The sequence below is a fragment of the Streptomyces sp. NPDC056222 genome (genome assembly GCF_042264065.1).
Classification (GTDB): domain Bacteria; phylum Actinomycetota; class Actinomycetes; order Streptomycetales; family Streptomycetaceae; genus Streptomyces.
Window position 1 is genome coordinate 40,484 of record NZ_JBHJTL010000004.1, and the last position, 26,305, is coordinate 66,788.

Sequence of the window (26,305 nt, forward strand, 5' to 3'; positions counted from 1 at the left end):
CGTGGAGCACGCAAGGATGTGCGATGGGAGACTCAACACAGGTTCTGGGAAGGTCTTTTGACGAGCAATCAGTCTAAACGAAGCGCGACCGAGCCTCGGCGCACGGATCACGGAATTCCCGCGTAGGCGCCTCGATCTGGCGGATCGTGGACGGCGGCTCGGCCGAGCCCTTGCTTCCGTCGGCCTGGTTCCGACTGCGACAAGCGCATTCGCAGTCCGCGGGAGGCAAGGGGCTTCGGAGGTCGAACTGTGCCCGCCGACCACACATAGGTCGCCTGCGCACGCATGGACGCCGGCCCTCCCGTCCGACTCAAGAGAGGACCCACATTCGGTGCATGACGACGAGCCCGTGTTCAAGAAGAGCAAGTGGGGAACGAGCCGGTACGTCTACAACCCCCAGAACCCCGTTGGCCTCGCTCTGATCATCATCAGCGTTGCCTTCGCCGTAATGATGCTCGTACTCCTGGAGAACCGCGCAGGCCCCTTCGCGCCCCCTCCGTCCTCCTCTTGGAACCCTCCAACCCAGGAACCTTGGCGGTTCCCCTCCTCCACACCAGGTGTAGGCCGGACACCGATCCCGAAACCTACGAGCACCTGAGAGCCCCCGATGGCATGCCTAGGGCGCCGTGGCTCAGCGGAGCCGTGGGCAGAGGCACCTGCATCGCACCCTGGGGCCTGTCGCCACTCGCAGCGACTTTGTTTCGTGGCTGCCTGGCGGGCCCATCGGGATCGAAGCGCCGCCGAGAGATGGGCGTGCACTGGATTCGATCAAGGGTCGGTGGCGAAGACGGCGGATAGCGCTGCGGGCTTTGCTCCCTCTCCGTCGAGCGGAGCAGGCGGGGAGTTCAGAGCGGCTGCGATGATCAGCGCCCGTGCTGCAACCATGGCCAGGGCGATCGCTGTCACGAGGCGGGGGTCAGGCCGTGAATGGCGAGCGTTCTCAGGCCGGTCCGGCTGAGGGAACTGCTCGTTCAACGTCTCTGTCCTGGCTACGAGGACGGGGGCGTCGCGTGAGAGGCCGCTCTCCATCTCGGCAAGGATGCGCTCGTCGTCCATAGGGTGACTGATCGTCACCCCTCCACACTGATACGGGAGTCCTACTGTCACACTCTGCGCGTCTGGGATCGACTCGACGCCCGAAAGGTCGGAGTTCCCTGCTCGGGCTAGCCCACGAGACGGACGCGACGAGCACGGCCTCAAGGCTGTCGCGTTGGAGCCGGGTCACCCGAATCCGCCGGGGTCAGTCAGCGGATGCAGTCGAGCCTGCACCTGCCGGCGCACGCGCGCAGGGAGAGGGGGCCGGAGCAGCCTCGTCTGCACCAACCGGGGTGGACGCTGGGGGTGCCGAGGAGCACCCTCCCCGCGTTTCCCAGGCCAGCAGGCAGGGAGAAGGGCGGCGTCGGTCGGAAGGCCGGCCGTCTCGGATCACGCGGCAGCCGCGCTGGATACTGCGAACCGGTCCACTCGGGCCAGACCTCCTGACCTTGGTCGGGATGAGGCCGGTGCATCGCCCTCGTTCTCCGCGGCCACCCGCCGCAACGCACGAGGCACAACGGCCGCACGGTTGTCGAGCAGGAGCAATCACTTCGGGCCAGGGCCCGTTTCGAGAGTGCTGGTCGCGGCTCTTCACGGTGGCTGCGTACCCCACTCCGGATCCGAGTAGCTGAACGCGAAGTGAGCCGCCGCAGGCACCTGAAGCAGACCTCCACCTCTGCTCGCCCGGTTTCTCCGTCGTGGGAGGTCGTGTGTGTGAGGTAGAACGTGCGCATGGACGCCGCAGAACTCGAGCAGACGCTGAACGCCATATCCAGTCACGCCGTCGTGTGCCACGGATACACCAACAACATGCGCGACTACGAGATCGTCGTCCGTGACCCGGCGGATCTGAGCGCAGAGAAAGAGCCACCGCACCGGCGGTACGTCTTCCGATACTGCATCGGAGCCTTGTGTTTTCCCACAGTCTCGCCCGAGACGTGGAAGCAATCTTTGCACGACTCCTGGATCAGCCAGGAGGGCCAGGACTCCGATGCGGCTCCTGAGGAATCCGCCGGGAGCGTGGCGTGGCTTCGCTTTCCCTGCGCGGAGGTTCCTCCGCCGTCGAAATTGGCTCGCCGTTGGTCGGAGGCTCTGGGGATCAAATTCCACGACGTCTTCCTCAGAACCAGCATCTACCGGTTGCACCTGCTCTTCTCCGAGCTGCAGGTGACCGAGGTACGTCCGGATACGTCCCTCCCTCGGAGTTAGAGGTTGTCTCACGTGGCAAGTCTCGCGAGCTTCTTGTAGCAGGTCAGGGCGGCGGCCATGGGCAGGCCTCGGCTCTGCCGGTCGTTGCGGACCATGTACGGGATCTTGAGACCACCAGCAGCCCATGGCAGGCTCATGCCGCATGATCGACGAATTCGCGAAAAACAAACTGCACGGGAGACTGCGGCGGGACCGCAAGGCGCTGCTCTGGAAACTCGACGGCTTGTCCGAATACGACACCCGTCGGCCTCTGACAGCGACCGGAACCAACCTCCTCGGCCTGGTCAAACACGTGGCCACCGTCGAGGCGAGGTACTTCGGCGAGGTCTTCGACCGCCCTTCCCCGGAACCGCTGCCCCGGTGGCAGGACTCCAACGGCAGCGACCTGTGGGCGACCGAGGACGAGACCCGCGATCAGATCATCGACTTCTACCGGCGCACCTGGGAACACTCGGACGCGACGATCAACGAGCTTCCCCTCGACGCCCCCGGCCACGTGCCGTGGTGGCCGGAGCCTCATCCCCACACGAACCTGTTCGCCATCATGGTCCATGTCCTCGGCGAGTCCAACCGGCACGCCGGGCACGCCGACATCCTCCGCGAGAGCCTCGACGGCCGCACCGGGATGCGCGCCGAACACGAGAAGCAGATCGACGAGGAAGCCCGTACAGCCCACCGCGCGAAGATCGAACAGGCCGCCAGAACGGCCACACCAACCAAGGCTTAGCGGTTGCCTCACGTCACCTGATGTTCGTGCGGCATGCTGCCAGTCGCGGGTGCTGATCAATCGAAGCCTCTGGTCCCTGATGAACTCTGGGAGCCGGCCGCCCCGTTGCTGTCTGTCGGTCGCTGCTCGTCCGCAAGGTGGTGGGACCGCTCCGTGTGACGAGCGAGCGGGCCGTGCTCACGGCAGTGGTGTACGCGCGCGGCGGCCAGGCCGAGGAAGGCGCGGAAGCTGGTGAACGTGGTCCGAGAGCGGGACGGCAATGGACCGGGCGGAGGCCGGTCCTGGTGCCTGGCGCCGGCCGAGTGGGTGCTGCTGGTGGCCGTCCACTCCCACTCCAACCATCACCGTGAGGAAGTTCGCACCCGCTGTTCGGCGTCTCCCTGGCGACGGTGTGCCGGCCGGGGCCTTTTGCCCGACCGAGAAGACAACCTGCCATGGCAGGACGGGACGCGTTCGGCGTCAAGCCCTTCAGGGCGGTGGGGGCGCCGCTGCGGTCACCGGGTGAGTCTCCGATAGGCGGCGCGGGCGTGGACGAGCCGGGCGATGGCCGTCCCGATGACGGCTGCGGCGAACAGGCAGGCGAGGCGTCCGGCATCGTGCGGGGCCGTCCAGGTGAGCCGGCCCATGGGCGGAATGGCGAAGCCGTTGAGGATGACCCAGCAGAGCAGGGCGGTGCCTGGTGCGGCGGTGAGGCGGGCTCCTGTGCTCACGAGCGCGGCGATCACCGACAGTGCGATGAGGTCCAGGGTGGGGTCGCCGTGGTGGTCGAGGAAGTTGAAGGCGGTGACCAGGGTCAGGGCTCCGGCCGAGGTCACGGCCCAGACTGAAGGCGTGGCAGCTGGGCCGGGAACAGGGCGGGGTCCGCCGCTGATCGGTTTCCATTCCAGCATGCGAGCCTCCTCCGCTCCCGGTCCCCGCCTTTGGGGCCCTCGCCATGGTGCACCATCACTGCATGTTCACCTGAACCGCGTGACATCGAGCATCCCTGGCCTGGGCAAGGACGTGTACTCGATTTGGCCGCATTTGTGCAAGTAACGCGCAATTCGCGCGGCGATAGGGTTGCCGAGGGCGCACGGTGACACATCCGCCCTTCGTCGACCTGGGGGTCCGTCATGCCCGCTCCTCGCCTGAGTCGTACTCCGTTGCCGGGCATCGGGGTCCACTACGACCTCGCCACTCGCGAGCACCGTTGACTGTCGGTGACCGCCCGTCGCGACGACGTCCCGCCGCCCGTCAGGCCGCGCTGATCGACCGGCAGCATGATCGACCGGACAAGTCCTCGACCAGAGTCACAGGAGGTGGGGCGTGAAGACCAGCTTCAAGATCCACGCGGGCCTGCAACTCGCTCTTGGCGTCGGAGCTTTGCTCATGTCAGGGCTCACGTCGGTGCCAGGCGTATCGCTGAACATGAAGACGGGACTCTTGTTCGGCATCTGCCTCGCGCTCCTCCTCCCGCTGCACGCTGCGACGATCTTCCGAAGCATCAATCTCGACTTCCGCTCCGGCGGCGCGGTGAGCAACAAGAGTCTCCAGTGGCAGGCCCTGCGCAACCTGCCGCGCCTGGTGCACGTCTTCCTGGTCGGTGTGGGCCTGGCCGGGGCAGCACTGCTCTCCGGCGCCACATCCACATCCGTCGATCACCTTTCAGGCGGCGAGGCGTCTTATGGGCGGTACACCGCGGTCGACACCACCGACCCTCACCGCAGGCGGATAGCAGTCACCAAGAGCGAGTACGACCGCCTGCAAGAACAAGAGCAGCGGACCATGTTCGCCATCTACGGCCTCATCGCCGCAGGCGGCGGTGCCTTCACGCTCATGGTCGCGGAGCTGGACGCCTCGACAAGGCGGTCATGAGCCGGACTCCCCAGCACACCAGGCCGGCCGAGCCAGACAGCCTCCGCGAAAACCGCTTCCAGGGCATGCCAGCCGCACTCGCCCGATCACGCTGCTCGCGGACTGCGTCCTGCTCTTCGGCCGCGCTTCCCGGGGCGATGTCCGAGAAGCCCGCCCTCCGCTCTACTCACGAGTGCAGTGCCGAGCCGGCCGGCAACGGCCTGCGGGCGGCCTGGTTCACCGGCGAGAACGGCCATGGCGCGGGCGGCAAGGGGCGACAAATGACAGGCCGCTGCCGACTTCGCGGAACCGGTCTGCGGCCTCGTCGCGGACGCTCGGCAGTCCGATGGCGGCGAGAGGCTCCCATGGGGACATCGGTGCGGCAGCAGGCGCTGGCGTTGCCCGTAGTCGGCTTCGATACTGGCAGCTCCGCAACACTGAGCAACGACCAACTCGCCGGTGCCCGACCTCAGGGGCGGGCACGGGCGATGCCACGAGCGAGCACGGCGGGCAGGACCACATACTTCCCGTTCATCAGCATCCTGCTGTACGCGCGAGGTTGGTGGCGGCTTCCCGTACCACGGCCGCATTGTTACGGATCGCGGTGTCCCGGTCGGCGAGGTCCTTCTCTTCCTCTTCCCCCTTTTTCGAGGACGCGATGAGCGTCACCGTGACGTACGGGGCGGTCGAGCCCATGCGGGCGGCGCAGCCGGCGGGCAGCATGGCCTTGGCCTGGTCTGGGAGCGCCCAACCGGTGAATCCGGGGCCGAGCGGGACGGAGTCCTTCTTACGGCCGGTGGCGCTCCGGGTGTCCTCGATGATCAGCCTGAACATCCCTCGGGGGTAGTCGTTGTCGGGGTTGGCGCGCAGGATGCTGCACGCCTTGAACACCGCGTAATCGGTGCTCTTGCCCTTGCTCTCCCACTCCTCCGCGCTGACCTCGCCCCCCTTGCCGTCGTCGATCAGCTCCGCCGTCTGCCGGCTGAGCGCGCCATGACACAGGGTCTGCGGCAGCGGCGGCTTCTCCTCGCCCTCGGGCCAGAAGCTCGCCGTCACAACGGCCACACCGGCGACGCCGAGCACGACGGTCAGAGGCAGCCACTTCTTGTCCATCGGTTACTGTCCCATCGACTTGTCGGCGTCGCCCATGCCGTTCTGGTACCACTGCTCAGCGATCGCCTGGAGGTGGTCCTCGTACTCGCCGGGGCTCGCGTCCAGCTCCTCGTCCGAGAGCCCGCGATGCGTCGCCATGCCGCGCAACATTCCGTACATCTGCTGCTGGCCCTCGTCGTAATGCTTGATCATGTTGTTGCGGGTCTCGGCGTCGACCCTGGCGTTGTCGTCGTTCAGGGACGCGCTCAGGCCCCAGTCCACCGAGCGTTGGACCCCGTCGCCGACGATCGGGATGGGGGTCAGCAGCCCGCCGACGACATGGTAGTTGACCATCTTCTTCCAGTTGTTGGCGTCCTTCTCCGCCTGGCCCAGGTCGTAGATGACGTCGCCGCGCACGCCGTCGAGGTGACCGAGCACCGACGCGGACTGCTTGACCCAGGCCCGCAGCTCCGGGTCCTCCTTGCGGAAGGACTCCGCCTGGAAGCGCTCGAGCCCCTCACCGGTGACCACGGTCTGCGAGCCGTGGATGATCTTGAAGGCGTTGGGGTCCTCTGCCGTCCCGCGGATGAGTCGGGTGAGGTCGCCCCGGTCCATCTCGAGCTGGTTGAAGTCGGTCGGCCCGTCCATCTTCTTGCCGAGGATCTGGTGCACGTCGGAGCCGTAGTCGGCGATCATGTCGGCCATGGGCAGCCGCATGGAGACCGGAACGGCACTCTGGTCCTTCTTGAGCGCCTCCGAGTACTCACCCATCACCCCTTCGAAGATCGCGGTCTCGGCGCCGTCGTGGTGAGCGGGCACCGGGTGCATCGGTGAACCGGGCACGCGGCCGGTGGCAGCGGACTCGAGCGCGAGGCCGAGCTCGGCGCGGGCCGAGGTGTACTGGGTCTCGACCGGCATCTTGCTCTCGACGTCGCCGCCGGGCCACTTCCGGTCGTCCAGGAAGTACTTGAGGTTGTCGGTGGTGTTCGGGTCGAAGTAGTGGGTGGCGGCGGAGGGGTTGCGGCTCATGGCGTTCAGCAGGCCCTTCATGGGGTCCTCCTGTGTGCCCTGCCAGTGCTTCATGTGTCCGTCGTAGGCGTCGTCGTTGTTCGTCTCCCACTCACGGATCGTGTTGCCGACCTCCGCCAGGAACGCCTCGCTGTAGACCGGGTCGCCCTCGTCCTTCTTCCAGGGCGAGGAGCCCTCCTTGTTCGGGTCGTACGTGGTGTCGTCGCCGGCGTCGGCGGCCATCAGGTCGGTCAGATCCTTCAGGCTCGCGGCGCCGCCCCCGATGTGTCCGGGGTGGCGGTTGGAGAGCCCGTTGCCGTCGCGGGCCGTGGTGATGAGCTTGTCGGTCCAGGCCGAGGTGACACCGCCGGGAGAGCCGATCGTCGAGTCCGGGCCGGTGGCGGTGGCGAGCGAGCCGGACAGGGCCTTGTAGAGGCGGGCGTCGGTACCGGAGAGCTGGCCGTCGCGGCCGCCCGCCTCCAGGCTGCCGGCGAGGAGCAGTACGGCCTCCTGCTGATCGCGGCCCCGATAACTGAGGTTCGTCATCAGCTGCTCGGCGAAGGCCGGAGAGTTCTTGCCGCCCTCGGCCAGCTGAAGCAGCCGGTCCCGCTCCTTGTCGTCGAGGTGCTCCCAGCGGGCGTAAAGCTTGGCCGCCTCGCGGCCGTTCTCAGCCTGCTGCTTCTCCTCCGCGCGCATCTTCTTGGCGTCGGCGACGCCGCCGAGGTCGGTGGAGCCGAAGTCGTTGGGGTGGTTCTTGATCAGGGCACGCAGGCCCCAGGCGCACAGCTCGTCCGCTTCGGCTGCACGCTGGAGGATGCCCTCCAGCTTTTCGCGCAGGGCATTGAACTGTGCCTCGGTGGCGACGCTCTCGGTGCTGCCCTTGGACCTGCGGTCGGGGTGGACGCTGTGGCTGAGCACCCCGTTGGGGTGGATGGTGATGCCCGGGGGCGGGTTCTCGTAGGCGGCCTTGAGGTCGCTCTGGGCGGTCTTGAGGAGAGTGTTCGCATCCTTGAGGAGGTCGCGTACGGACTCGGCCTCGGTGACGGCGTCGCTGAACTCCTTGGCCGTCTTGGTGACGAACTCCTTGGTGACGCTGGCGTTCTCGCCCTTCCAGGTGGACTTGTCGGCCTTGGTCTTCATGGCCTTGGCGTCGGTCTGGAGTTCCGTCAGCTTGGTGATCATCTCGGTCCACTGGGTGACCGCCGTGTCGAGCGGGCCGAACCTGGCGTTGAGGAGCTGCTCGAAGGTAGGCATGGTTGATGCGGCTCCTTACCGGAAGTACTTGTTGATCTGCGAGGCGGACACGGCGCCGTCCTTCCCCGGTATCGGGGCGAAGTGGCGCAACTGAGCCTGGATCCAGTCGTCGTCGTTCTTGCGGGACGCCTTGGTGTGGTCCAGGTGGTTGGAGATGTGCGCGCAGGCCTGAAGCAGGGTCTTCACCTGCGTTTCCCATGTCCGGTTCACCTCGGTCAGTGCCGAACCGGTATCGAAACCGTCCCCCTTCAGGCTCGTCCCGGCACTCTCGCTCGCGGCGCCCGCGTGCTTGCCTCCGGGACCGAGTCCATTGAAAAGGCCATACGCGGTATGGCCGATGTCGCCGAGTTCGTCATCGTGAATGACGTAATCCCCGGATCCCGACTTCGGCCCAGAACCTCCGGAGTCCGTTGCCGGCGCCTGATTCAGCCGCATAGTCGCAGCCTTCGCCGCGCCCCACTCATCGTCAAAAGACACGTCTGACATCCCCGTTATGTCGTTCGATCCCACAACTACCCGCCTGCACGGCATACCTGTGCGATCAAACTCCGCAGGGAGGCAGCCAGTCGGGCGGCACGGAAATTCAACAGCCGCACAAGACCGCATCGTTGCTTCCGAAAACGTCAGCCTAAACTCACTCGACGGTTCAGAACATGGGTGCTGGCACCCATGGACGCCATGATCGATATCGATGAGGATCGTTTCCGAGGTGTCTTCCGGCGCAACCGCGCCGAACGCCGAAAGCGGCGGCGAAGGCCGTCAGCAAATCGATGCGCGTCCGCCTTCGCCGGGAAGTGTGGCGCAGTCGACGAGCACCCCGGCCTGGGGCCGGTCCGCGACGGCGAAGGAGCCGCTCCAGCCGAATCCGATCGTTGACGCCGAGACCGCAGCAGAGAGCGCCGCGTTCCTGTACGTGTCCTGGCGATCCTCGAAGCCTTCGGCCGGATCGGCATCGGCTTCAAGTCGGCCGACCCTGATCGGGCACACCCTGGGTATCGGCCCGCAGCTGCCCTTCTACCAGGAGCTGGGGCTCGTTCCGGCGCCGCCGTGCGCGCACCAGGTCAACGAGACCGAGGTGACCTTCCTCGCCGGCCGGCCCGGCCGGTATGGAGGTCGCGTTGGAAGCCGACAAGCACGGCGGGTCCTTCTCCACGTGCCACGACGCCGTCACCCGCTACACGGTCAGCCACCACGGCGTCGACCGGAGGCTGAAACAGCGAAGTCAGCTCGTGGATGCGGTAGTTCGTCGAGCACCGCTGGCCGTACGGCTCGCCCGCCTCGCAGGAATCCGACAACATCTGCAGTTGTAGCGCTCCGTACGCCGCCAAGGACCACCACGGTTACGGTGACGGGCACGGTCACAGCTCCGGCCCAGGCATGGGGACCGCCTGTGGTCCCCTCGCCCGGTCGGGGTGGGGGCCCGTTCCGTCGTCGCGGTCCCCCACCTCTTCCACGTCAGGCCCTGTCGGTCAGCTCCTCCGCGAACACCTGCGACAACGGCTGCGGCCCCACGTACTGCTGGCAGTTGCACTGCCCGGCCTCGTAACGGATCGGCTTCTTGTTCTCGTCCCAGGCGATCGGTACTTCGACACGCTCATGGCACCGCCCCTGCTTGTCGTGCTTCGCAAGGTGGTGCGTGCAGCCGCACACCGGCTCCGGCGTCTTGTGCGCGGCCTCAAGCGCCAGGCGTTCCTGCTTCGCCGCCTCCAGCAACTCCATCTTTCGTTCGTGGCGATGACGCAGCGCGGTACGAACGTTGTCGGCCGCCCACGCGAAGCCGCCCGTCCAGAACAGGATGAGAACCCACCAGAACCAGTCCACCGCTCCCCCTTATTTCCACGGTACTCGGGACCCAGGATAGGACCGCGCGGGCGGCGTCAGACTGGCGTCGCCGCCTTCAGAATCAGGAACACCGTGGCGGCCGAGTTCGCCGAGGAGAGCGCGGAAGCCGTCGCGCCGGTCGCTGCCCCCACGCGGCCATGCCGGTTCACGCAGGCAGGGCGGCAGACTGCCGACGTACGGACACGACAAGCCAAGCCCGGAAGCGATCAACTGCGTGGGGCCGAGCGTGCGTGGCAAGAACGTCCGCATCCTTCGACAGCCGCCGCAGCTCCCTGGTGATGTTCAAGCGCAGGCGTTTCCTTCGGGTCTCGCCTGGTGACCGGCCGTCGCTGGTCCGCTGATGGGTCGTACGTACGGGCCGTGCAGGTCGGCGTCGACGTCCGGATGGGTCTCAGTGCCCATGAGAGCGTCTGATGACGGACAATCCTTGTGGGGGCGGGTATCTGCCCACCGACCACAAGGGTGGCCATGTCCGATCTACCGGCAGCCGACGCACCCACACGGGTCTTCCTCGTAGACGACCACGAGGTCGTCCGCCGGGGGCTTCGCGACCTGCTCGACGACGAGCCCGACATGGAGGTGGTCGGGGAGGCTTCGACGGCGGACCAGGCACTCGCCAGAGGGCCTGCCCTGCGACCCGATGTCGCCGTACTCGATGTACGGCTGCCTGACGGTGACGGGATCTCCCTGTGCCGGGAGCTGCGCACGCGCATGCCCGAACTGGCCTGCCTGATGCTGACCTCGTTCGACGACGAGGACGCGCTGCTCGACGCGATCATGGCGGGAGCGGCCGGGTACGTGCTCAAGCAGATCAAGGGGTCCGACCTGGTGTCGGCGGTACGGACCGTGGCCATGGGACAGTCGATGCTCGATCCGGCCACCACCGCCCGGCTGATGCGTTCGCTGCGGGATCCCGAGGCGGCGAAGCCGCCGGAGGACGAGCGGCTCGCGGTGCTCTCCGAGCGGGAGCGGTCCGTGCTGGAGCTCATCGGTGAGGGGCTCACCAACCGGCAGATCGCCAAGCGTCTCTATCTGTCGGAGAAGACGGTCAAGAACCACATCTCGCGGCTCCTGGGGAAGCTGGGAGTGGAACGTCGGGTGCAGGCGGCCGTGATCGCCGCGCAGGTCCACGAGCGCGAGGCCGAGGAGAGGTAGCTCTCTCACCCCTGGGCGGTCCGCAGGGGGACTCGCCATTCCAGCACCGTGCCGCCCGTCGGCTCAGGCCGTGCGAAGACCGACAGGTCACCGCCCAGGCGCTCGGCCCGTTCGGTCAGGTTCCGCAGTCCGCTGCGGGCGCCGCCCGGCGGGATGCCGACTCCGTCGTCGCTCACCGTCACCGAGATGACACCGTCTTCCGCGGCCACCGACACCTCTGCTCGGCGGGCCCGGGCGTGCCGGGCCACGTTGGTGAGCGCTTCGCCGATGACCGCGACGACCGCATCGGCCTCCTCTGCCGGCACGTCCGTGTCGAGCAGCCCCTCCATCCGCAGCGCCGGAGCGAAGCCGAGCGTTGATGCGGCCGAGTCGACCGCCTTGACGATGCGGTTCCTGAGCTTTGGCTCCGTTCCGGGAGTCTCGTGCTCCCGGAGGCCGAAGATGGCCGACCGGATGATCTTGATCGTGGAGTCCAGGTCGTCGATCGCCCGGGTCAGCCGGTCCACCGCTTGCGGGTGCTCGACGAAGCGGCGGGCGCTCTGCAGGGTCATGCCCGTGGCGAACAGACGCTGGATCGCCATGTCGTGCAGGTCACGGGCGATTCGGTCGCGATCTTCCAGGAGACTCACCTGCTCGGCGTCGCGGCGCCGATCGGCCAGTTCTAGGGCGAGCGCCGCCTGGCCGGCGAATCCCGGCAGAGCGGTGGTCTCGGCGCCCGTGAAGGACGGCCGTTCCCTGCGCCGCGCGAGAATGAGCACGCCGCTCAGCCGTTCCTTCGTGCCGACCGTGACGGCCACCGCCGGGCCGAAGCCCTTCCAGCGCTCGGGCTGCACCGTGACCCGCTCGTCGGTCTCGACATCCGCAACGGTGAGGAGTCCGTCCTGGGAGAGGGCGGCCGCGGCCAGGGTTCCCTCGCTGCTGGGCAGCACGACACCTTGGTGCGCGTCGGCGCCCTCACCGATGGCCAGCGAGCCCTGCAGTTCGCCGCCCGGTCCGACCAGGTAGAAGACGCCCACGTCGGCGCTCGCGATGTCCACGGCCTGTTCGAGCATGCCGCCAAGAACCTCGGCCTCCTCCGCACCGGACAGGAGGGCACTGGTGAAGTCGGAGCTGACGGCGAGCCAGCGCTGCCTGAGCCTGCCCTCCTCGTAGAGGCGGGCGTTCTCGATGGCGATGCCCGCGGCGACGGCCAGGGTCGTCACGACGGCCTCGTCCTCGGCGTCGAAGTCGGCCCCTCCCCGTTTCTCGGTCAGGTAGAGGTTGCCGAACACCTCGTCGCGGATCCGGATCGGGACGCCCAGGAACGAGTGCATCGACGGATGGTGGGGCGGGAAGCCGTACGAGGCCGGGTGGTCGGAAAGCTCGGACAGGCGCAGAGGCTGGGGGTTTCGGATCAGCTCGCCGAGAATTCCGTGTCCGGACGGCAGCGCGCCGATCTGTTCGCGAAGTTCGTCGTCGATACCGATGGGGAGGAACTCGGAGAGCTTCCGGTCGTCACCGATGACACCCAGCGCTCCGTACTCGGCGTCCACCAGGGTCACCGCGGACTCCACGATGCCCCGCAGCACCTGAGGCAGGTCGAGTTCCCGGCCGACTGACATGACCGCTTCGAGGAGTCCATTGAGCCGGTCCCTGGTGCCGCGGACGTCGTCGATGCGTGCCTGAAGCTCGTCGAGCAGCTCGTCGAGTCGCAGCCGTGGCAACCGTGTGCCTGCGGACTCGGTGTCTTCCCGGCCCATCGAAACCTCCGGTCACGTCAGACGCGCGGGCGACACCCGTCGCGCCCGATTTCACACTAGCCCTTACGCTCTGCCCGTTCCCGTCCGGCTCGTCCTTCCGAAGGCGGTCCGGAGGGGTCATGTGGCAAGGAATCCGGCGAAGGCGCAGGCCACAGCTACGCCGACGCCCGCTGAGTCGAGGATGTGCTGGACCAGTGGGTAGGGCCGCTGCCCCGGGCCGGACCTCAGGGGTGGCAGGAATCCGACCCACGTCGGTGGGTTCAGAGCCCGGTTCCGAGCCCAAAGAGGAGGCTCCCATCGCGGGGAGACCGGCGGACGAGGGCGTGCCGGGCGCATTCGGCGGGAAGGGTGATCACTGGGCAGTGGGCCCGGTGCAGCGGGCCGTGGACGACGGGTCCGACGCGCATCCCGGGACAGCCGTCCCGGCCCCGGCGCCCCACGACGTCGGCCAGGGCGTGCTCAGCGGCGTCGGCCAGGGCGTTGCTCGGCGACGTCAGCCGGCGTCTCGACGGGCGGGCCGATGTGGACCTCGTGGGTGAGCCGGACGTCGGAGTGCTTCTCCGCCCGTCCGGCATTGGTCTGCGAGAGTCGGCGGCGGTCGTGTGCCGATCGCACGGTGGCATGGAGGGCCTGCTTGCCCGCCTGTCTCTGTGCCTGGTGTCGAGGGGTGTCGTCGACGTGCCGCGTGTGGCGGGGCGGCGGTACAGCGGCTACGAGACGCAGCACCGGGTCTCGCCGGTGGGCATCGTCGACCGCCCAGGCCGGAGCAAGGTGGCCGTCCCTGGCGGGGTCGATGCCCGCCACGATGTCGCGGTGTTCCGCGGTGCCGGTCACGCTGTGCTCCCGTGTCCGGGTCCGTACCGGGGAATGAGTTCCACCGGGCAGTGGGCATGCTGCAGCAGGCCGAGCGTGGTCCTGCCGAGGGTCGGTCCGAGGTATCCGGGCGACCGTCGTCCGCCGGCGACCAGGAGGTCGGCGTGGCGTGATGCGTCGACGAGCGCGCCGGGCACGCTGCGGCTCTTCTCGCCGTCCGCGTCCAGCGTCAGTTCCGGGAACTCCTCCCGGAGGCGTTCGGCGACACCGGACAGCGCGTGGACGTGCTCGCGTGCGTTCCTCTCGGTGCCGTTGCGCAGCGCTGCCCGTACCCCGGCGTACGGGGCTGTGCTCCAAATGTTCAGGAGTCGCAGGGTCACCTTGCGCAGCGTGGCCTCGTGGGCCGCAGCGCGAGCACAGCCCAGGTCGTCGATGTCCCGGATCGCCGCGAGAACGGCTCCGGCCTCGGCGGGCTCGGCTGCCCCGCGCACCACGACCGCTGGTGTGGTGGCACTGGCCGCGACCTCGAGGCCGACGGATCCCAGCAGCAGGGAGGAGAACCCGCCGATTCCTCGGTGTCCGACGACGATGGTGCCCGTCAGCGCGGCGGCTCTGCGCAGGCTGCCGGCGGGCGGGCCGTCGCCGAGTTCCTTGACGATGTTCAGCCCCGGGTAGCGTGCCGTGACCTCGTCCGCGGTGCGGTCGAGGAGCTCCCGGCCTGCTTGCCGGCTCTGATCGATCTCTGCCCGGGAGAGGAACCGGGACATCGCATCGATGTCGGTCGCGTGGACGAGAAAGAGCCCGCCGCCCCGCAGTACCGCCTCCTGCGCTCCCCACATCGCGGCCGTGCGTGCGGACGGTGATCCGTCCGCACCGACGACGACCCGGCCAAGGCCGGAACCGTCCGTGGTTGCGTCCATGGCTCCTCCTCGTCCGGTCCGAGCACTGCTCTCACCGTGGCATCCGGCGTCCGGGCAGTTGGAGGGCCCTCTGGGGGCATGGGCGGGACCAAAGGTCCCGCCTGCGCGGACGGGCCCTGTCGGGCCCGACGGCGGGACCGTTCGGCCCTCGCCGACGGCAGACATGCGTCGGACCGTGGTGGGACGGGGATGCCCACCACTCGCACGCAATGACAGGAGGCGCGGCGATGAAGCGTCTGACGGCCGGCGGCCCGATGACCGACGGCGTGGTGTCCACCGTCCCTGCGGCGCCGTTCCGGGACGTGGCGAAGCTGCTCGCCGAGCACGACATCAGCGGACTGCCCGTCGTCGATGGCAGAGGCCATGGACCTGCCCGATGGCGCGGTGGACGTACATGTCCGGGACGGCGTGGTGACGGCGACGGCCGCGTCCGGCCGCGAAGCCGGGCTCGGATGCTCATCGGACTCGTCGAGCAGGTCGACGGCGTCGTCGCCGTCGTGGACCAGTTGTCCGTCGCCGAGCACGACACACACTTCCCGCCCTCCCCGTCGCGTACCGGGCACGACATCACTTGGTGACCCCACAGACAGGACGAACCGTGATCACCACCGCTCTCACCCCGACGCTCGTCACATCACTGATCGAGGACGCCGTCACGGCGCCGTCGATGCACAACGCGCAGCCGTGGAGGTTCGTCCATCGGACGGCCACCGGCACCATCGAGCTGCGCGGCGACTCCTCGCGCGAGATGCCACACCAGGACCCCGATCACCGCGCCCTCCATCTCGGGTGCGGAGCAGCACTGTTCAGCCTGCGGGTCTCCGCCGCGCACCACGGGCTGCACGCCGCGGCCCGGCTGCTGCCCACCTCCGAAGACCCGTGGCATCTCGCCGACGTACGTCTTCACGGAGCTGCCGTCGGGAAGGAGGATCTGGCCGTGTTCCGGTCCGCGCTGCATGAGCGGCACACCAGCCGCTTCCCGTTCACCGAGGAGCGGATCCCTGCCGAGATCCTCGACGGGCTCCATGCCGCCGCCATCCTGGAAGGATGCCGGCTGGTCGTTCCGGGCGCCTGGCATGCCGACACCGTCCTGGGTCTTGTGCACGACTCCGAGCTGTTCGAGGCCGCTGATGCCTCGGTCCGCGCGGAGATCGCCGGCTGGACACGCACCGGTGCCGCCGGGGAGGGTGCCGAGACCGAGGGAATCCCTTCGTACGCCTTCGGCCCGAGGCAGTACGACGTCACCTCTCCGGTGCGGGACTTCGACTCATCGCATCGGGACCCTGGCCGGGGCTCGGCGCGCTTCGAGAAGCGACCCCAGATCGCCCTTCTCGGCACGGTCGAGGACACGGCGCGGGAGTGGCTGATGGCCGGGCAGGCCATTCAGCGGGTCCTGCTCCAGGCGACACTCGACGGCCTCTCCACGTCCCTCATGTCGCAGCCTTTGGAGTGGCCCGAACTCCGCTCCCTCGCACGGGATCCCAGTTCCGCGACAGGCTTCGTCCACATGGTGATCCGCATGGGATACGGCCCCCGTGGGCGGGCAACGCCCCGCCGGCCGGCCTCCGAGGTGCTCACCTTCGCCTGACGTCCACGGTTTCTCGGCCTCGGCTCACAGCCGGAACCAGCGCTCCTCGCCCGGCCCGACGCTGAACCGCCGATCGTCCGGAAGCACTACGGTGAGCGGACCCTGCGGCGAGACCGGCACATGGACCGCCAGCCGCCCGGGGAGCATGCGCACGCGTACCCCGCGATGCCCGTGGAAGCAGAGCGTGAAGGCGAACCGTGGGATCTCCGCCAGTGCCACCGGCTCCACACGGAGCCCCTCCGGCCTGGCCTCCAGGCCGGTGATCCCGCGCTCCACGAGGTCGACCGTGCCTGCCATCGCCCCGAGATGGATGCCCTCGCCGGTCGTGCCGCCCTGCACGTCGGCCACATCACCAAGCAGTGCCTCCTCGCAGTACCGCCAGGCGTCGGCGCCTTTCTGCCGGGCCAGCACCCAGCCGTGGACGAGGCTGCTGAGCGTCGAGCCGTGGCTGGTGCGCCGGAGGTAGTACGAGACGGTCGCGCGCCATGCCTCGTCGTCCAGCCGGTAGCCGAGCCTGGCGAACAGTCCGGAGAGCTCCCCGGGCCGGAAGAGGTAGCCGAGCATGAGGGTGTCTGCCTGCTTCGACGCCTGGTAGCGGTTGACCGTGTCGCCCTCGGCCTCCAGGATCCGGTCGAGTCTGCGGATGTCTCCGTACCGGGCCAGGTATGCCTCCCAGTCGAGCTCCGCCAGGTCCCCGTATCCCTCGAACTGGCTCACCACGCCCTGGTGGAACGGAACATACAGGCGGCGGGAGACGTCGTCCCAGCGGGAGACCTCCTCGTCGTCGAGCATGAGCGTCTCCCGCAGTTCTGCCCGCCGGGCATCGGGGAGTTCGCCCAGCAGATCGAGGCCGCGGGCGAGCACCCAGGCTGCGGTCGCGTTGGTGTAGGCGTTGTCGTCGATACCCACGGCCGTGGCATCGGGATAGGCGTCGTGGTATTCGTCGGGGCCGACGACTCCGCGGATCCGGAAGCGCCGCAGCGCCGGGTCGAAGGTGGCGGACCCGGACCAATACCGGGCGATCTCCAGCAGCATCTCGGCCCCGGCGCCGTGCAGGAAGCCGCGGTCGCCGGTTGCCTGCGCGTACCGCCACACGTTGTACGCGACGGCCGAGCCCACATGGCGCTGAAGCCGCGAGCGGTCGGGGAGCCAGCGGCCGGAGCGTGGGTTGAGGTGCAGCTCCTGGGTCTCCTCTCGGCCCGAACTCGCGCTCTGCCAGGGGTACATGGCGCCGACTCCACCTGCGCGGCGTGCCGCGGCGCGGGCGGCCGGGAGCCTGCGGTGCCGGTACAGCAGCAGCGAGCGGGACACTTCGGGGAAGTGGAGGTCGAGGTAGGGCAGGACGAACAGCTCGTCCCAGAAGATGTGGCCCCGGTACGCCTCCCCGTGCAGGCCCCGGGCGGGGACGCCCACATCGAGTTCCGCGGTGTGCGGGGAGAGCGTCTGCAGCAGATGGAACAGGTGGAGCCGCAGGATGCGGCCTGGCTCCCCGGGCACGTACAGCTCGCCCTGCTCCCAGAGCCGTTGCCAGGACGCTTTGTGGGCGGACAGCAGCCGGGGGAAGGCAGGGGCTCCGGCGGCGTCGCCGCAGGCCGTCGTGCGGGGGTCGCCGACCGGGCGGCCCGCCGAAGTGTGCAGGGCCAGGGTCTTGACGACGCTCGCCGAGCGGCGGGGGCCGACCGGCAGGAGGTACGTCTGGGCGGTCGCGGTGGCGGTGGCGGTCTCCCGGGCTGGGCGATCGGGGCGGGTGACCGTGCGGACGGCCAGGGCGATCCGGATGTCCGGGTCGGCCGTGCGGCAGGTCAGCCAGGCGACCCCGCCGGGCTCGAATCCGCTGCGGTGCTCGGTCAGGTGACGCCGTTCCAGGTGCCGGTAGCGCTCCACCCCGGCATTGGTGACCGCGCCGTCCAGGACGGACTCGACCTCGACGGCGCCGCTCCAGCCATAGGCGTGGAACACGGTGCGCTGGGCCGCGCGGTGGGCGTCTCCCATGTGGACGATCCGGGTATGGGAGACGCGCAGTCCACGTCCACGGGCGTCCCGGTAGAAGAGATTCCGGGTGAGGACGCCCCCTCGCACGTCGAGCCGCACGTCGTAGTGGCGCAGTTGCCCGGAACCGGGTGTCAGCCAGTCGCCGGGCGCCTCGTCGTCCGGCAGGCAGCGGTAGCGCAGCAAAGTCCAGTTCGGGAGGTTGACGAGGTCCTCGTTCTCGACCCGCTCGCCGGCGACGACCGAGGTGCGCCTGTCGTAGCAGCCGGCGAGGTAGGTGCCCGGGTAGTGGGTGGTGTCGGCGGTGGTCTCGGGGGCGGATCCCCGGGTGGCGAACCGGCCGTTGCCGAGGACGCACAGCGCTTCGACGAGCCGTTCGCGTTCCGGTTCGTATCGGTTGTACTCCCAGGTCCAGCCGTGGGTCATGGGTACTCACCCCACACGTTCCGGACCAGCGTCACAAGGTCGTGGACCACCAGATCGGCGCCCTGCTGTCGCAGGGCTGTCGTGCCGTGCTCGTCCGGGGTGCGGTCGACAGCGACAACGAGACCGAAGGCGCCCCGTCGCGCCGCGCGGACACCGGCGAGGGCGTCCTCGACCACCGCGCACTCGCCGGGGTGGATGCCCATCAGACCGGCGGCGTGGAGGAAGAGCGCGGGGTCCGGTTTTCCGGCGAGGCCGCGCCGGGCGGCGTCCTCGCCGTCGACGACGGCGGCGAGCGAGGCATCGAGCCCGGCGGCGCCGAGCAATGCCCGGGCGTGGCGGGATGCCGACACGGCGGCGCAGGGCACACGAAGGCGGCGCAGGGTTACGAGCGCCTCCTCGGCGTCCGCGAAGGCGCTGACGGACTCGGTGGCCAGGGCCTCCCGGAAGGCCGCCTCCTTGCGTGCAGCGACCGCCCAGACGGTGTGGCAACCAGGGGGATCGTCGGGTTTCCCGGGCGGGAGGCGGATACCGCGGGTGGTCAGGAACGCCTCGGCTCCGTCGTACCGTGACCTGCCGTCGACGAACCGGCGGTACTCGGCGTCCGCGTCGAACGGCACCCACTCCCCCGCCCGCGGCGTCAGCTCGGCGAGGCAGGCGTCGAATGCGGTCTTCCACGCTGCCGCGTGCACCACGGCGGAGTCGAGGAGGACCCCGTCGGTGTCGAGGACCACGCCTCGTGGCGGCCGGGAGCCGGCGGGCGGATTGTTCATCCGGCGGCCGGAAGGTCGACGGCCTGCACGGCCGTGTGCTGTGGTCCACCGAGCGCGACCTTGATGGCCCCGGTGTCGGCCGCGCGGCCGAACACGTCGTATGCCTCCTCCATCTGCCCGGCTTCGAAGCGGTGGGTGACCAGTTCCTCCGTCGGCAGCCGCCCGGCCGCCATCATGCGCAGCAACATGGGCGTCGACGACGTGTCCACGAGACCGGTGGCGATGGTGACGTCCTTGATCCACAGGTCTTCGAGGTGCAGGACCGCGGGCTTGCCGTGGACACCGATGTTGGCGACCCGCCCGCCGGGCCGGACCATCCGGGTGCACATCTCGAAGGTCTCCGGAACGCCCACGGCCTCCATGACGACATCCGCGCCCAGCCCGTCCGTCAGATCGGCAACGAGTTGTTCCGGCCCCTCGTCTGCGGTCACGGTGGCGTCGGCGCCGAGCGTGCGCGCGGTGGCCAGCCGGGAGGCGGCGAGGTCGACGGCGACGATCCGGCCCGGGCTGTAGAGGCGTGCCGTGGTGATCGCGGCGAGGCCGATGGGTCCGGCGCCGACCACGACGACCGTGTCGGCCGGCCGTACGCCGCCGTTCAGGACGCCCACCTCGTAGGACGTGGGGAAGATGTCCGCGAGCAGGACGGCGTCGAAGCTGTCGACCGCATTCGGCAGCGGGTGCACGGACAGGTCCGCGAACGGCACTCTGACGTATTCCGCCTGTGTGCCGTCGATGGTGTGGCCGAGGATCCAGCCTCCCCCGCCGCGGCACTGACCGTAGCGGCTCTCACGGCAGAACCGGCAGCGGCCACAGGCCGTGATGCAGGAGATCAGGACGCGGTCTCCCGGCCGCACCGTGCGCACGTCCTGCCCGGTCTCCACCACCGTGCCCACAGCCTCGTGCCCGAGCACCCGGCCCGGCGTCACCTCCGGCACGTCCCCCTTCAGAATGTGCAGGTCCGTGCCACAGATCGTGACGACGTCGACCCGCACGATCGCGTCGCCCGGGTCCTTGATGCCCGGGTCGGGTACGTCCTGCCAGGCGATCCGGCCCGGCTCCTGGAAGACGAGTGCCTTCATGGCGCCCACCTGCTTCCTGTACGGCGTTCGGGTGCCTTCCTCACCCAGGCTCGGCCGACGACCGCGGCGGCGCATGTGCCGATCGGTCCCCAGGAGGAGCCGCTCGGGCCCTGCGATCGGGCCGGTCCGGGTGCGACGGTGAAGAGGCGGATCACACTCCGAAGGAGGGCAGGCCATGTCCGAGGCAGCCCCCAACGCCGCTCCCGTTCACTTTGCCGCTCGCCCCGCTCTGCTCAGCTTCCTGGGCGGCGTGGGCACGGTCACCGGGAGCAAGTTCCTGGTCGAGAGCGACCATGCGCGGATCCTCCTCGACTGCGGTCTCTTCCAGGGTTTCGCGAACCTGCGTCGCCGCAACTGGGACCGTCTCGCACGCGATGCCGCCGACTTTCACGCCGTGGTCGTCACCCACGCCCATCTGGACCACTGCGGCTATCTGCCCCGCCTGGTCCGCCAGGGCTTCCGGGGTCCGATCCTCGCCAGCGCCCACACCACTCGGCTCGCCGGAATCGTGCTGCGCGACAGCGCACGGCTCCAGATGGAGGCCGCCCGGCACGCCAACGCGCACGGCTGGTCCAAGCACCGCCCGGCCAAGCCGCTGTACGACGACTCGGACGTCGAGAAGACGCTGGCGTTCTTAGACCCGATCCCCGTCGGCGAGGAGGTGGAGATCATGGCCGGCACCCGGCTGACGCTCCACCACGGCGGGCACATCCTCGGTTCGGCGTGGGCCCGCCTCACACTGGAGGACGGCCACAGCTTGGCCGTCTCCGGGGACCTCGGGCGGCCCGGGCACCCGCTGTTGCTGCCGCCGGAGCCGTTCTCGGGCGCCGATGTGCTGCTCATGGAGTCGACGTACGGCGACCGCCGCCACGACCAGGAGTCCGGGCAATCGGCGTTCTCCGCCGTCATCGCACGGACGCTCGCCAGGGAAGGCACGGTCGTCATCCCGGCCTTCGCGATCGACAGGACCGAGGTCGTCCTGCACGAGCTGGGACTCCTGCGTGAGAGGGGCGTCCTGCCCCACTCGGTCCCGGTGTACGTCGACAGCCCCATGGCGCTTGCCGCGCTCGACGTGTACCGCGACGCCGTACGCGAGCGCTCCGCCGAGCTGCGGCCCGAGATCCTGGCCCGCGGCGAGGTCGCGCTGAGTCCCGCGCCGTTCCTCGCCGCCCGAACGGTCCAGGAGTCCATCGAGATCAACAGCACACACGGCCCCACCGTCATCGTCTCCTCGGCCGGTATGGCCACCGGCGGCCGGGTCCTGCACCACCTTCACAGGCTGCTGCCCGACCCACGCAACTCCGTCGTCGTGGTCGGCTTCGCCGCGGCCGGCACACGGGCGCGGGACCTGGTGGACGGTGCCCGGGTCCTGAAGATGTTCGGCGAGTACGTGCCCGTACGGGCCGAGGTTGCAGATGTTCCGCATTTCTCGGCCCACGCCGACGCGGAACAGATCATCGACTGGCTACGCGGCGCCCCTGCCCCGCATACCACGTACCTCGTGCACGGCGAACCCACCGCCTCCGAAGCACTGCGGGACCGCATCGACCGCGAGCTGGGCTGCCGCCGTACCCCGCTCCGGTGAGGCCGTCCTGGTCCGCTGACCGGGCCCATCGGTCCCCGGCCGTGACCTGCCCGGCCCTCCCTGGGGCCCGGCGTCGCGCGGCAGCCTGTGAGGGAGGGGCTGGAGGCACACCTTGAGCACCATGAGGACGCTGCTGAACGATCTCGCCCCGCAGACATGCGACCAGCCATGCGGCCGGCTCCTGCGTCAGTCCCGACCGGTCCGATTCGCCGCACATACTCGATCTGCGCACGCGACGCATCCGTCGGTGAGGCGGTATCCGCAGCCGTTGCGGCGGCGTCGGCGCGCCGGCTCCACACGTGAGGAAAGAGCGATGACACCTCAGCCGTTCACCGTCTCGGATGTGATGACCAAGATGGTCGTCGCCGTCCAGCCCGGCACGGAGTTCAAAGAGATCGTCGCCGCCATGGAGCGGTGGCAGGTGACGGCCGTACCGGTCGTGGAGGGCGAGGGCCGCGTCGTCGGGGTGGTCTCCGAGGCCGATCTGCTTTTCAAGGAGGAGTTCCACGACCACCGCCTCGGTCTCGTCGAGCAGCTGCGCCGGCTCGACGCCACAGCCAAGGCCGGTTCTCACCGGGCCGAGGACCTGATGACCTCGCCCGTCGTGACCGTTGCTCCCGACGCGTCCCTGCCCCAAGCCGCCCGGCTCATGGCCGCCCACCGTGTGAAACGGCTGCCCGTCGTCGACGAGAGCAGCATCATCCAGGGGATCGTCAGTCGTTCCGACCTCCTCAAGGTCTTCCTACGCCCGGACGACCATCTCGCCGCTGTGGTGCGCCACGACGTCGTCGAGTACGTGTTCCCGCCCTCTCAGGGTCGGGTCGAGGTCCGTGTCGACGCCGGTGTCGTGACGCTGTCCGGCGAGGTCCGCGACACCGCGCTCATCCCGCTCGCGGCCCGCCTGGCCCTCGCTGTCGAGGGCGTGGTGGACGTACGGTGCGAGTTCAACGGCAAGGCCGAGGCATAGACATGGAGCGTCGGCCGCGACGCGCATCCTCGCAGTATGTCCGTACAAGGTCACGATGGCGCTCGCCGGCCTGCGGGAACGTGTGCGGATTCAGCCCCAGGGGGCTGGGCAACGTGTGCGGAATCGGCCCCATCGGAACGCCGTCCCCCAATGTCGCCGATGGGGACGGCTTCAGGGGACGGCTTCATGGGTCAGCCGCAACGTTCAGCTGGTGGCACTGAGTTCCGTTCCGATGTGGTGTGCCCATGCCCGGATCCGTTCCGGATTGCGGAAGTCGCCGCCCTTGCCTCGGCTCACCATGGCCCGGGCGACCCGGTCTGATGTCTCGGCGGTCATGGCGCCGCCGAAGGTGATGTGCTCACGAGCGCCGAGCTTCTTCATCCGCCGGGCGACACCGGGTACGGGCGGGATGTCTTGCTCGTCCGCGGAATGGTCGACCGGACCGCTGCTGAAGAGCCACAGCGGCCGGTGCCTGAGCTGTTCGGCGTTGCGCCTCGCGCACCGTCGCGCCTTCCCGGTCCAGTGCCCGGCGTAGAGGGCCCCGCCGAGGACGACGCCGTCGTAACCGCTGACGTCGGTGACGGTATCGGCGGGAAGAACCACGGCGTCGAAGCCGTCGTCGCGGAGCGTCTTGCCGATCACTTCGGCGATTCCGGCGGTCGCGCCGGACTTGCTGCCATAGGCCACCAGGATGCGTCGCGTGTTCATGACGTCCCTCTCTCGATCGTGGAGTCGGCGCGCTTGACGGGGATCGTCCGTGCGGTCCTGACCTCCTGCTCGGGCATGGGTACACGGATGGTGAGAATGCCGTCCGCGTACGAGGCGTCGACGTGGTCTGCGGGGATGGTGGCGGGAAGGCGTACGGTTCTGCGGAAGGAGCCGTAGCGGAACTCCGAATGCTCCGTGTCCTGCTGACTCTCGCTGTGCTCCGCGCTCACCGTGATGAGGTTGTCGTCGACGGAGATGGTGATGGCGTCCGGGTCCATTCCAGGCAGTTCGGCGCGGAGCATGCACAGGCCGTCGCTGCTGGTGACCTCCACGGGAATGGAGTGGGCAGCTGTGGCGGGTCGCCAACCAGGAAGCCCCGGGAACTCACGGTTGAACCAGTCGTTGAAGTCGGGGAAGAGGCTGTGCCTGCGTTCCACCTTGCCTCCGGTCATGATCCGCTCCAGGTGTGTAGGACTGTGGACCGGCATGGAGGCCGTGTCCGCCTCCGTGGCTCACTCTTCCGCCCGGACTGCGTTCCGCGTAGTGCCTCATGGGGCCCGACCGGGGGGCCGGATGGTCCGCCCGCGAAAAGGGCCGACCGGCCCAGCGCATCACGGCCCAGCACCACGTCCCTCAGAGCGGGGCGAGGTCGCGGCGGCGGAGCGGCATAAGCAGGCATCCCACGCCGACCGGGACGGCGGTCTGCAGCGCAGCACAGCGTCGCCGTACTCGGCGCCCGTCTGCTGCTCGCTTCGGGATTGGTCGGCGCTGCGCGTTGCTCGCCGAGGTCGGCGCCCTCTTGAGTTGCCTGACGCTACTGAGGTGTGGGCGGCCGGGTCGTGTTGGCGGCCTTGCCCACGCGGGCCTCTACGCACTCCCGTTCGCCGTCGGCCGACGCGGGCCGGAAGCAGGCCCGGACGGTGCTGCCGTTGTGGGCCTCGGTCATCTCGGTGTAGACGTAGGATTCCGCGTCGGTACTGCTCTCGATGCGGATGTCGCGACTCGGGCCGCCCGCCGTGACCTCCACACGGTCGCCGATCCGGGCTCCCCATACCCGGGCCCAGCTCGCACCGCACTTCTCGCTGTAGCGCAACTCGACATGGGCTCCGGTGGCGGTGCGGTACGTAGTGAGGGTGTCGGGGCCGATGCCGCAGACCATGCGCATCGGGTCCCGGCCCTCGCAGTCGGCTCCACGGCATTGGGGAGCGAGGGAGTACGGGGCGGAGGCCGACGGCGGTTCGTCCTTCGGGGCCTCCGGGTCCGGCAGGAGGAAGAGCAGCAATGCCACACCAACGACGATGACGGCATACGCCGACGCCAGCACCACCGTGAGCCTGCGGCCGCGCGGCCGTCTGGCTTCGGGCGGTTCCTGCGGCTGTGGCTGCGGCTCCTCGGCGGCAGGGGCGGGGACCGCCGCGCGTCCGCTCCAGTCCGACTCGGCGATCTCCCACAGGGCCAACAGCCGCCCGTCCGGTTCGTTCGCGATCCGGCACAGCGCCTGTACGGCCTGACGAGGGGGCAGGCTCTTGCCGTTGAGGTAGCGCTCCCATGAGGACTTGCTGTACGCCGTGCGTTCCGACAGCGCCGCCAGGCTCAGACCCGTACGGGCCCGCAACTCCCGCAGCTCCGCGGTCAGCCGGGTGAGTTCCGCAGTCACTTCGGCGCCGCCTCCCGTAGGGCTTTCCAGGTGTGCGGGCCGATGACTCCGTCCACGACCAGCCCGTCGCGTTTCTGGATGCGCTCGACCGCGCGCTGCGTCCGCGGGCCGAAGACGCCGTCGATCTCCCCCGCCGAGATACCCGCACGGCTCAGCAGACACTGCGCCTCGGCGACTTCCGGCCCCACGTGGGTGTACGCCAGGATGCTGTCGGTGGTGCGGCTGAGGCCCGCGTACCAGCGGCCGTCGCTCTGCTCCAGTCGGCAGGTATAGATGACCGGCACCAAGGACTCCGTCACGATGGCCGGGGTCGCCCGGACCGCAGCGGCGCGCGCGTCCGCGAGCTTGGAGCGGGCGTCGGCGAGCTGCACGGCCAGCAGGATGGCCGCGGAGACGGACAGCACCAGGGCCGCCGCTCCCGCCGCGACCAGCGCGCGCGGATATCGTTCGTACTGCTGCTGCTCCGGGGGCGTGGGTACCGGCGTCGCCGGGACGATTGCCGGGGAATCGGTGTCGACCACACGCCCCTCCGCCCAGCGTTCGGCGGCGATCTCGTGCAACACCAGCAGCCGGGTCGGATCGTCACCGCCGATGCGAGTCATCGCCTCGACGGCCTCCCGAGGCGGCAGTGTGCTGCCGTTCAGATACCGCTGCCACGACCTCGCGCTGTACCCGGTCTTCGCTGCCAGTTGACGCGTGCTCAGTCCGCTGCGGTCCTTCAGTCTGCGCATGCGCACGATCAACTGGTGGACGTGTGGATGCAGCTCAGTGGACAACTCTTTCCAACGCGACATGTCTCCCCCGCTCGCGTCAGGGACTGAAAGTCCGGCCCCGGTCCCGGCCTCATTCTGCATCATCAGAGCGCACACGGAACTGCGCCCCGTCCTGGCGCAGAATCGGCCACCCTCG

Annotated in this window: 25 protein-coding genes and 1 pseudogene; 9 read left to right on the forward strand and 17 right to left on the reverse strand. The window is 69.1% G+C overall.

Annotated elements, in window-relative coordinates; translation table 11 throughout:
- Positions 1 to 768: 768 nt before the first annotated feature.
- Positions 769 to 1,056: a hypothetical protein gene (locus tag ACFC0D_RS03265; protein ID WP_376430753.1), complete on the reverse strand. Its 288-nt coding sequence runs from the start codon at positions 1,054 to 1,056 to the stop codon at positions 769 to 771.
- A gap of 711 nt (positions 1,057 to 1,767) precedes the next feature.
- Here ACFC0D_RS03265 and ACFC0D_RS03270 point away from each other — a divergent pair.
- A complete protein-coding gene (locus ACFC0D_RS03270) occupies positions 1,768 to 2,244 on the forward strand; it encodes a hypothetical protein (RefSeq protein ID WP_376430754.1) in 477 nt (158 codons plus the stop codon).
- A gap of 8 nt (positions 2,245 to 2,252) precedes the next feature.
- Here ACFC0D_RS03270 and ACFC0D_RS03275 read toward each other — a convergent pair whose 3' ends face one another.
- Positions 2,253 to 2,381 carry a hypothetical protein gene (locus tag ACFC0D_RS03275; RefSeq protein WP_376430755.1) on the reverse strand — a complete coding sequence of 43 codons (129 nt, stop codon included), beginning with the start codon at positions 2,379 to 2,381 and terminating at the stop codon, positions 2,253 to 2,255.
- A 5-nt stretch (positions 2,382 to 2,386) separates the two neighbouring features.
- Here ACFC0D_RS03275 and ACFC0D_RS03280 point away from each other — a divergent pair, with 5 nt between their 5' ends.
- On the forward strand, positions 2,387 to 2,971 hold the full coding sequence (locus tag ACFC0D_RS03280; RefSeq protein WP_376430756.1) for a DinB family protein: 585 nt from the start codon (positions 2,387 to 2,389) through the stop codon (positions 2,969 to 2,971).
- 494 nt (positions 2,972 to 3,465) lie between these two features.
- Here the strand turns inward: ACFC0D_RS03280 and ACFC0D_RS03285 are convergent, their stop codons facing one another.
- Complete coding sequence (locus ACFC0D_RS03285; RefSeq protein ID WP_376430757.1) at positions 3,466 to 3,786, reverse strand: hypothetical protein; 321 nt, start codon at positions 3,784 to 3,786, stop codon at positions 3,466 to 3,468.
- Between the two features lie 297 nt (positions 3,787 to 4,083).
- Between ACFC0D_RS03285 and ACFC0D_RS03290 the strand changes: the two are divergent.
- Positions 4,084 to 4,161, forward strand: a pseudogene (locus tag ACFC0D_RS03290) (potassium transporter TrkA); the annotation flags it as partial.
- Between the two features lie 115 nt (positions 4,162 to 4,276).
- A complete protein-coding gene (locus tag ACFC0D_RS03295; RefSeq protein ID WP_376430758.1) occupies positions 4,277 to 4,825 on the forward strand; it encodes a hypothetical protein in 549 nt (182 codons plus the stop codon).
- Between the two features lie 513 nt (positions 4,826 to 5,338).
- On the opposite strand, the gene ACFC0D_RS03300 is transcribed toward ACFC0D_RS03295, so the two are convergent.
- From ACFC0D_RS03300 to ACFC0D_RS03315, 4 genes are all read right to left on the reverse strand, one after another.
- Positions 5,339 to 5,917, reverse strand: a complete 579-nt coding sequence (locus ACFC0D_RS03300; RefSeq protein WP_376430759.1) for a hypothetical protein — start codon at positions 5,915 to 5,917, stop codon at positions 5,339 to 5,341.
- A gap of 3 nt (positions 5,918 to 5,920) precedes the next feature.
- Complete coding sequence (locus ACFC0D_RS03305) at positions 5,921 to 8,158, reverse strand: DUF6571 family protein (protein WP_376430760.1); 2,238 nt, start codon at positions 8,156 to 8,158, stop codon at positions 5,921 to 5,923.
- Positions 8,159 to 8,173: 15 nt separating this feature from the next.
- Complete coding sequence (locus ACFC0D_RS03310; protein ID WP_376430761.1) at positions 8,174 to 8,644, reverse strand: hypothetical protein; 471 nt, start codon at positions 8,642 to 8,644, stop codon at positions 8,174 to 8,176.
- Between the two features lie 969 nt (positions 8,645 to 9,613).
- Positions 9,614 to 9,979: a hypothetical protein gene (locus ACFC0D_RS03315; RefSeq protein ID WP_376430762.1), complete on the reverse strand. Its 366-nt coding sequence runs from the start codon at positions 9,977 to 9,979 to the stop codon at positions 9,614 to 9,616.
- A gap of 489 nt (positions 9,980 to 10,468) precedes the next feature.
- On the opposite strand from ACFC0D_RS03315, the gene ACFC0D_RS03320 reads away from it, so the two are divergent.
- A complete protein-coding gene (locus tag ACFC0D_RS03320; RefSeq protein ID WP_376430763.1) occupies positions 10,469 to 11,155 on the forward strand; it encodes a response regulator in 687 nt (228 codons plus the stop codon).
- Positions 11,156 to 11,160: 5 nt separating this feature from the next.
- Here the strand turns inward: ACFC0D_RS03320 and ACFC0D_RS03325 are convergent, their stop codons facing one another.
- The 3 genes from ACFC0D_RS03325 to ACFC0D_RS03335 all read right to left on the reverse strand — a co-directional run bounded on the left by ACFC0D_RS03325 (position 11,161) and on the right by ACFC0D_RS03335 (position 14,627).
- A complete protein-coding gene (locus ACFC0D_RS03325) occupies positions 11,161 to 12,894 on the reverse strand; it encodes a GAF domain-containing protein (RefSeq protein ID WP_376430764.1) in 1,734 nt (577 codons plus the stop codon).
- A 459-nt stretch (positions 12,895 to 13,353) separates the two neighbouring features.
- Positions 13,354 to 13,728, reverse strand: coding sequence for a universal stress protein (locus tag ACFC0D_RS03330; protein ID WP_376430765.1), 375 nt, complete (start codon positions 13,726 to 13,728; stop codon positions 13,354 to 13,356).
- Entirely contained in the window at positions 13,725 to 14,627 is a 903-nt protein-coding gene (locus tag ACFC0D_RS03335; protein ID WP_376430766.1) for a universal stress protein, read from the reverse strand. The genes ACFC0D_RS03330 and ACFC0D_RS03335 overlap by 4 nt, the downstream gene beginning before the upstream one ends.
- A gap of 227 nt (positions 14,628 to 14,854) precedes the next feature.
- On the opposite strand from ACFC0D_RS03335, the gene ACFC0D_RS03340 reads away from it, so the two are divergent.
- Both ACFC0D_RS03340 and ACFC0D_RS03345 read left to right on the forward strand, forming a co-directional pair.
- Positions 14,855 to 15,205 (forward strand): CBS domain-containing protein, encoded by a 351-nt coding sequence (locus ACFC0D_RS03340; RefSeq protein ID WP_376430767.1) that lies wholly within the window; start codon positions 14,855 to 14,857, stop codon positions 15,203 to 15,205.
- Between the two features lie 20 nt (positions 15,206 to 15,225).
- Positions 15,226 to 16,215, forward strand: a complete 990-nt coding sequence (locus tag ACFC0D_RS03345; protein ID WP_376430768.1) for an Acg family FMN-binding oxidoreductase — start codon at positions 15,226 to 15,228, stop codon at positions 16,213 to 16,215.
- Between the two features lie 24 nt (positions 16,216 to 16,239).
- Here ACFC0D_RS03345 and ACFC0D_RS03350 read toward each other — a convergent pair whose 3' ends face one another.
- The 3 genes from ACFC0D_RS03350 to ACFC0D_RS03360 are packed head-to-tail and all read right to left on the reverse strand — an operon-like array spanning position 16,240 to position 20,479.
- Entirely contained in the window at positions 16,240 to 18,630 is a 2,391-nt protein-coding gene (locus tag ACFC0D_RS03350) for a glycoside hydrolase family 65 protein (RefSeq protein WP_376430769.1), read from the reverse strand.
- Positions 18,627 to 19,400 carry an HAD family hydrolase gene (locus tag ACFC0D_RS03355; RefSeq protein ID WP_376430770.1) on the reverse strand — a complete coding sequence of 258 codons (774 nt, stop codon included), beginning with the start codon at positions 19,398 to 19,400 and terminating at the stop codon, positions 18,627 to 18,629. The genes ACFC0D_RS03350 and ACFC0D_RS03355 overlap by 4 nt, the downstream gene beginning before the upstream one ends.
- A complete protein-coding gene (locus ACFC0D_RS03360; protein WP_376430771.1) occupies positions 19,397 to 20,479 on the reverse strand; it encodes a zinc-dependent alcohol dehydrogenase family protein in 1,083 nt (360 codons plus the stop codon). Before ACFC0D_RS03360 ends, ACFC0D_RS03355 begins: the two co-directional genes overlap by 4 nt.
- 175 nt (positions 20,480 to 20,654) lie before the next feature.
- Here ACFC0D_RS03360 and ACFC0D_RS03365 point away from each other — a divergent pair, with 175 nt between their 5' ends.
- Together ACFC0D_RS03365 and ACFC0D_RS03370 are read left to right on the forward strand one after the other, a co-directional pair.
- On the forward strand, positions 20,655 to 22,064 hold the full coding sequence (locus ACFC0D_RS03365) for an MBL fold metallo-hydrolase RNA specificity domain-containing protein (RefSeq protein WP_376430772.1): 1,410 nt from the start codon (positions 20,655 to 20,657) through the stop codon (positions 22,062 to 22,064).
- Positions 22,065 to 22,377: 313 nt separating this feature from the next.
- A complete protein-coding gene (locus tag ACFC0D_RS03370) occupies positions 22,378 to 23,031 on the forward strand; it encodes a CBS domain-containing protein (protein ID WP_376430773.1) in 654 nt (217 codons plus the stop codon).
- A 204-nt stretch (positions 23,032 to 23,235) separates the two neighbouring features.
- Here ACFC0D_RS03370 and ACFC0D_RS03375 read toward each other — a convergent pair whose 3' ends face one another.
- The 4 genes from ACFC0D_RS03375 to ACFC0D_RS03390 form a co-directional block, all read right to left on the reverse strand.
- A complete protein-coding gene (locus tag ACFC0D_RS03375) occupies positions 23,236 to 23,739 on the reverse strand; it encodes a flavodoxin domain-containing protein (protein ID WP_376430774.1) in 504 nt (167 codons plus the stop codon).
- The gene (locus ACFC0D_RS03380; protein ID WP_376430775.1) at positions 23,736 to 24,191 is read right to left on the reverse strand and encodes an Hsp20/alpha crystallin family protein; all 456 of its coding nucleotides are present in this window, start codon (positions 24,189 to 24,191) and stop codon (positions 23,736 to 23,738) included. The genes ACFC0D_RS03375 and ACFC0D_RS03380 overlap by 4 nt, the downstream gene beginning before the upstream one ends.
- 362 nt (positions 24,192 to 24,553) lie before the next feature.
- Positions 24,554 to 25,396, reverse strand: a complete 843-nt coding sequence (locus tag ACFC0D_RS03385) for a DUF2690 domain-containing protein (protein ID WP_376430776.1) — start codon at positions 25,394 to 25,396, stop codon at positions 24,554 to 24,556.
- A complete protein-coding gene (locus ACFC0D_RS03390; protein WP_376430777.1) occupies positions 25,393 to 26,190 on the reverse strand; it encodes a peptidoglycan-binding protein in 798 nt (265 codons plus the stop codon). Before ACFC0D_RS03390 ends, ACFC0D_RS03385 begins: the two co-directional genes overlap by 4 nt.
- Positions 26,191 to 26,305 lie beyond the last annotated feature (115 nt).

Bases quoted from the DNA above. Each gene is read 5' to 3' on its own strand.
- ACFC0D_RS03265 (WP_376430753.1), bottom strand. From the start codon at position 1,056: ATGGACGACGAGCGCATCCTTGCCGAGATGGAGAGCGGCCTCTCACGC.
- ACFC0D_RS03270 (WP_376430754.1), top strand. From the start codon at position 1,768: ATGGACGCCGCAGAACTCGAGCAGACGCTGAACGCCATATCCAGTCAC.
- ACFC0D_RS03275 (WP_376430755.1), bottom strand. From the start codon at position 2,381: ATGAGCCTGCCATGGGCTGCTGGTGGTCTCAAGATCCCGTACATGGTC.
- ACFC0D_RS03280 (WP_376430756.1), top strand. From the start codon at position 2,387: ATGATCGACGAATTCGCGAAAAACAAACTGCACGGGAGACTGCGGCGG.
- ACFC0D_RS03300 (WP_376430759.1), bottom strand. From the start codon at position 5,917: ATGGACAAGAAGTGGCTGCCTCTGACCGTCGTGCTCGGCGTCGCCGGT.
- ACFC0D_RS03305 (WP_376430760.1), bottom strand. From the start codon at position 8,158: ATGCCTACCTTCGAGCAGCTCCTCAACGCCAGGTTCGGCCCGCTCGAC.
- ACFC0D_RS03310 (WP_376430761.1), bottom strand. From the start codon at position 8,644: ATGTCAGACGTGTCTTTTGACGATGAGTGGGGCGCGGCGAAGGCTGCG.
- ACFC0D_RS03320 (WP_376430763.1), top strand. From the start codon at position 10,469: ATGTCCGATCTACCGGCAGCCGACGCACCCACACGGGTCTTCCTCGTA.
- ACFC0D_RS03325 (WP_376430764.1), bottom strand. From the start codon at position 12,894: ATGGGCCGGGAAGACACCGAGTCCGCAGGCACACGGTTGCCACGGCTG.
- ACFC0D_RS03335 (WP_376430766.1), bottom strand. From the start codon at position 14,627: ATGGACGCAACCACGGACGGTTCCGGCCTTGGCCGGGTCGTCGTCGGT.
- ACFC0D_RS03340 (WP_376430767.1), top strand. From the start codon at position 14,855: ATGAAGCGTCTGACGGCCGGCGGCCCGATGACCGACGGCGTGGTGTCC.
- ACFC0D_RS03350 (WP_376430769.1), bottom strand. From the start codon at position 18,630: ATGACCCACGGCTGGACCTGGGAGTACAACCGATACGAACCGGAACGC.
- ACFC0D_RS03355 (WP_376430770.1), bottom strand. From the start codon at position 19,400: ATGAACAATCCGCCCGCCGGCTCCCGGCCGCCACGAGGCGTGGTCCTC.
- ACFC0D_RS03360 (WP_376430771.1), bottom strand. From the start codon at position 20,479: ATGAAGGCACTCGTCTTCCAGGAGCCGGGCCGGATCGCCTGGCAGGAC.
- ACFC0D_RS03365 (WP_376430772.1), top strand. From the start codon at position 20,655: ATGTCCGAGGCAGCCCCCAACGCCGCTCCCGTTCACTTTGCCGCTCGC.
- ACFC0D_RS03370 (WP_376430773.1), top strand. From the start codon at position 22,378: ATGACACCTCAGCCGTTCACCGTCTCGGATGTGATGACCAAGATGGTC.
- ACFC0D_RS03375 (WP_376430774.1), bottom strand. From the start codon at position 23,739: ATGAACACGCGACGCATCCTGGTGGCCTATGGCAGCAAGTCCGGCGCG.
- ACFC0D_RS03380 (WP_376430775.1), bottom strand. From the start codon at position 24,191: ATGACCGGAGGCAAGGTGGAACGCAGGCACAGCCTCTTCCCCGACTTC.
- ACFC0D_RS03390 (WP_376430777.1), bottom strand. From the start codon at position 26,190: ATGTCGCGTTGGAAAGAGTTGTCCACTGAGCTGCATCCACACGTCCAC.